Source organism: Actinocorallia lasiicapitis (assembly GCF_054778695.1).
Genome location: NZ_BAAGZI010000467.1, coordinates 1 through 4,171, shown reverse-complemented (window position 1 = coordinate 4,171; position 4,171 = coordinate 1). Strand labels below are relative to the sequence as shown.

Genomic DNA, 4,171 nt, shown 5'->3' with positions numbered 1-4,171 from the left:
GGGCCCGGCCGGCACCGGCGCGGGACGGCTCAGACGGTGGAGGCGGCCGCGCCCCGTGCGCGGGGCACGAACTCGTCGACGGCGTGGCCGGTGCGGTCGTCGGTGTTCCACGACTGCGACTGGAACGCCAGGAACACGGCCGTCCAGTGGTCGGCGAAGCGCAGCAGCAGCCCGCCGTCCTGCCAGACCCCGTCGTCGCCGGTGAACCGGCCGCTGTTGCCCTGGTTCATATGGATGTCGTGGACGCCGTTGCCCGGCCGGAAGCCGAAGATCTTGTCGCTCTTGCCTTCGGGGCCCCACCGCTGGCCGAACGCGTAGAGCGTCACCGACGGGTCGGCGATCGCCTGGTCGAGGTAGCCGGTGAGCCGGTCGGACAGGTCGTTGTCGGCGCCCGGCAGGTCGGGCGGGAGCGGGACCATCAGCGCGGGGTCGAACAGGCCGCCGCGGACCATGTCCAGCCCGCCGCCTTCGGGCGTCGAGTCGAGCGGGGTCCAGCCGGATGCGGGCAGCCGTTCGGTGATCGGGTGCCGGAAGTCCTCGTCGGCCAGGTACAGGAGCTGTGACGGCTCGAGCTGTGACTGGATGTTGACGGCGATCCGGTAGTCCACGCCGTCGGCGTCGACCACACGGATCTGGAAGTGGGGGCTCGCGGAGCCCCCGTGCTCGCGGCGTGTCTCCACGACCTGTCCTGCCAGCACGCCATATCCCCGAAGCGGCATCGCGCCATCCCCCCGTCAGACGATCGGAAGTCGATCATGATCAAGGGGAAATCGCAGGTCAACGACTGTCCAGCAGGTTCAAGATCAAATTTGGGCCAAGCGGCCAGGACCGCCGCGCCCGGTCAGCCGAAGGTCGGGGTCAGTCGAAAGTCGTGGAGATCTCGTGCCAGCCGCCCGGCAGCAGTTCGGCGCCGTCCTTGGGCCCCCAGGTGCCCGGTGTGTAGGGGAGCGGGGCCTCGGGCAGGTCGAGGACCGGTTCGACGATCCGCCAGGACTCCTCGGCCAGGTCGAACCGGACGAAGCGCCGCGGATCCCCGGAGATGGCGTCGGCCAGGACCCGCTGGTAGGCGGCCTCCATCGGGCCGAGGATCTTGGTGAAGTCCACACTGATCGGCACCCGGCGCGCGGAGTTCGCGCCCGGCTCCTTGGCCAGCAGATCGAAGGTGACGCCCGCGTCCGGCTGGATCCGGAACCGGATCAGGTTCGGCTCCAGCTCGCCGTCGAACAGCGCCACCGGCGGTTTCGCCAGCTCCGCCACGACCTCCAGGTCGGTGGTGGGCAGCGCCTTGCCGGAGCGGATGTAGAACGGGACGCCCGCCCAGCGCCAGTTGTCGATCCAGGTCGTCATCGCGACATAGGTCTCGGTGGTCGAGCCGGGCCGCACCCCGGGAATGTCGGCGTAGCCGGTGTACTGGCCCCTGACGGTCTCGGCCGGATCGACCGCGCGGACGGCCCGCAGCACCCGCCACTTCTCGTCGATGAACGCGCGGGCGTCCGAGGAGGGCGGCGGATCCATCGCCAGCAGCGCCAGGAGCTGGAGCAGATGGTTCTGCACGACGTCCCGGACCGTGCCGTTGGCGTCGTAGAACGAGCCCCGGTCGGCGACGTCGAAGCTCTCGGCCATCGTGATCTGCACGTTGGTGACGTGGTGCCGGTTCCAGATCGGCTCCAGCATCATGTTCCCGAACCGGAACATCAGCAGATCCTCGACGGGCTCCTTGCCGAGGAAGTGGTCGACCCTGCGCAGGTCCTCTTCGGCGAAGTACCGGAGCAGTTCGGTGTTGAGCTCGTGCGCCGACGCCCGGTCGCGGCCGAACGGCTTCTCCACCACCAGCCGGGCGTCCTGGTTGAGCCCCGCCCCGGCCAGACCCGCCGCGACCGTCGTGAACAGCGACGGCGGGATCGCCAGATAGTGGGTCAGATACTTCGCGCCCGCCACCTGGGCGCGGACCGCCTCGAAGGTGGCGGGGTCGGCGTAGTCGCCCGCGACGAGCCGCAGATTCGCCGCGAATCTCGCGAACGACGCCTCGTCGACGTCGTCGCCGCAGGCCAGCCGGGCGCGCTGCCGCAGGCCCTCCAGATCGAGGTCGGTCTTGGCGACCCCGACGATCGGAAGGTCGAGGACGCCCCCAGCCGTCAGCTTGTACAGCGCGGGGAGGACCATCTTGAAGGCCAGGTCCCCGGTGATGCCGAACAGGACAAGGGCGTCCGCTCGCTTCATGTCACACTCGCCTTCCACGTAGCTGCCGGTACTTGCGTACCAGGTTCTCGGTCGAGGCGTCCAGGAACTCGGTCGGCGGCTGCTCGCTGGTGAGCGCCGGCTGGACGTCCAGAGCCATTTTCTTGCCCAGCTCGACGCCCCACTGGTCGAACGGGTCAAGACCCCAGACCATGCCCTCGACGAACACGATGTGCTCGTACAGCGCGACGAGCTGGCCCAGCACGTGCGGGGTGAGCTTCGGCGCGAGGAGGGTCGAGCTCGGCCGGTTGCCCGGCATGACCTTGTGCGGCACCAGTTCGGCGGGCGCGCCCTCGGCGGCGATCTCCTCGGCGGTCTTGCCGAAGGCCAGCGCGGAGGACTGGGCGAACAGGTTCGCCGTCAGGATGTCCTGCATCCCGGCGGGGTCGGCGAGCGGCTCGGCGAACCCGAGGAAGTCGGCCGGGATCAGATGGGTGCCCTGGTGCAGGAGCTGGTAGAAGGCGTGCTGCCCGTTGGTGCCGGGCTCGCCCCAGAAGATCTCGCCGGTCGCGCAGGTGACGGGCGTGCCGTCGGCCTTCACCGACTTGCCGTTGGACTCCATGGTGAGCTGCTGCAGGTAGGCGGGGAAGCGGTGCAGCCGCTGGCTGTAGGGGAGCACCGCGCGGGTCTGCGCGCCGAAGAAGTCGGTGTACCAGATGCCCAGCATCCCCATCAGGACCGGCATGTTCCGCTCGAACGGCGCGGTGCGGAAGTGCTGGTCGATCGTGTGGAAACCGGCGAGCATCTCCCGGAACCGCTCAGGACCGACCGCGATCATCAGCGAGAGGCCGATGGCGCCGTCGTAGGAGTAGCGGCCGCCCACCCAGTCCCAGAACCCGAACATGTTCGCGGTGTCGATGCCGAACGCGGCGACCTTCTCGGCGTTGGTCGACACGGCCACGAAGTGCTTGCCGACGGCTTCCTCGCCGAGCGCCTCGACCAGCCAGGCGCGGGCGACCTTCGCGTTGGTCAGGGTCTCGATCGTGGTGAAGGTCTTGGAGCTGACGACGAACATCGTGGTCGCGGGGGACAGGCCGCGCAGCTTGCCCTCGATGTCGGCGGGGTCGATGTTGGAGACGAACCGGGCCTCGATACCGGCGTCGGCGTAGTCGGCGAGCGCCTCGTAGGCCATGGCGGGGCCGAGGTCGGAGCCGCCGATGCCGATGTTGACGATGGTCGTGATGGGTTCACCGGTCGCGCCCCGCCACTCCTTCGAGCGGACCCTCTCGGCGAAGGCGCTCATCTTGTCCAGGACGGCGTGCACGTCCGCGACCACGTCCTGGCCGTCGACGGTGAGGGAGGCGTCGGCGGGCAGGCGGAGGGCGGTGTGCAGGACGGCGCGGTCCTCGGAGACGTTGATGTGCTCGCCGGTGAACATGCGCTCGATCTGGTGGCGCAGCCCGGCGCGTTCGGCGAGCCGCACCAGCAGCGCGATGGTCTCGTCGGTGGCCCGGTGCTTGGAGTAGTCGAGGAACAGATCGCCGGCGGTCAGGCTCATCCGGGCCGGGCGGCCCTCGTCCTTGGCGAACAGCTCCCGGAGCGTCCGGCCCTCGATCTCCCGGTAGTGCTCGGCCAGCTCAGCCCACTCCGGACTCTGGGTGATGTCCACCGGTATCCCTCAACTCTCGTCGTCGGTACTTGTCAATCAAGTGAATCTTTTCAGGATTCGCTGCTCGAAGGCGATTCGGTCTTCTTTTCGGTCTGTCGTCCGCCGCGGGTACGGTGGGTGATCTTCACAGGGGTAGGGAGCGGGGATGCGGGTCGAGGCGGGCACCGAGCCGGGCAGGCGGGACTGGGCCAACGAGGACTTCGCGGCGGTCGTGCCGGGCGCCGTGCTCGTCGTGGACGGGGCGACCAGGCCGCCCGTCGCGTCCACCGGCTGCGTGCACTCGGTCGCCTGGTACGCCAGGACCCTCGGCGGCCACCTGGCCGG

General features: G+C 69.4%; 3 protein-coding genes. All 3 read right to left on the bottom strand.

Going from position 1 to position 4,171, the window contains the following annotated elements:
- Positions 1-29: 29 nt before the first annotated feature.
- The 3 genes from ACYVE7_RS30330 to pgi all read right to left on the bottom strand — a co-directional run bounded on the left by ACYVE7_RS30330 (position 30) and on the right by pgi (position 3,853).
- Positions 30-719 carry a DUF2278 family protein gene (locus ACYVE7_RS30330; protein WP_460369513.1) on the bottom strand — a complete coding sequence of 230 codons (690 nt, stop codon included), beginning with the start codon at positions 717-719 and terminating at the stop codon, positions 30-32.
- 139 nt (positions 720-858) lie between these two features.
- Entirely contained in the window at positions 859-2,220 is a 1,362-nt protein-coding gene (gene zwf, locus ACYVE7_RS30325) for a glucose-6-phosphate dehydrogenase (protein ID WP_460369512.1), read from the bottom strand.
- Between the two features lies 1 nt (position 2,221).
- Positions 2,222-3,853: a glucose-6-phosphate isomerase gene (pgi, locus tag ACYVE7_RS30320; RefSeq protein WP_460369515.1), complete on the bottom strand. Its 1,632-nt coding sequence runs from the start codon at positions 3,851-3,853 to the stop codon at positions 2,222-2,224.
- Between the last annotated feature and the right edge of the window lie 318 nt (positions 3,854-4,171).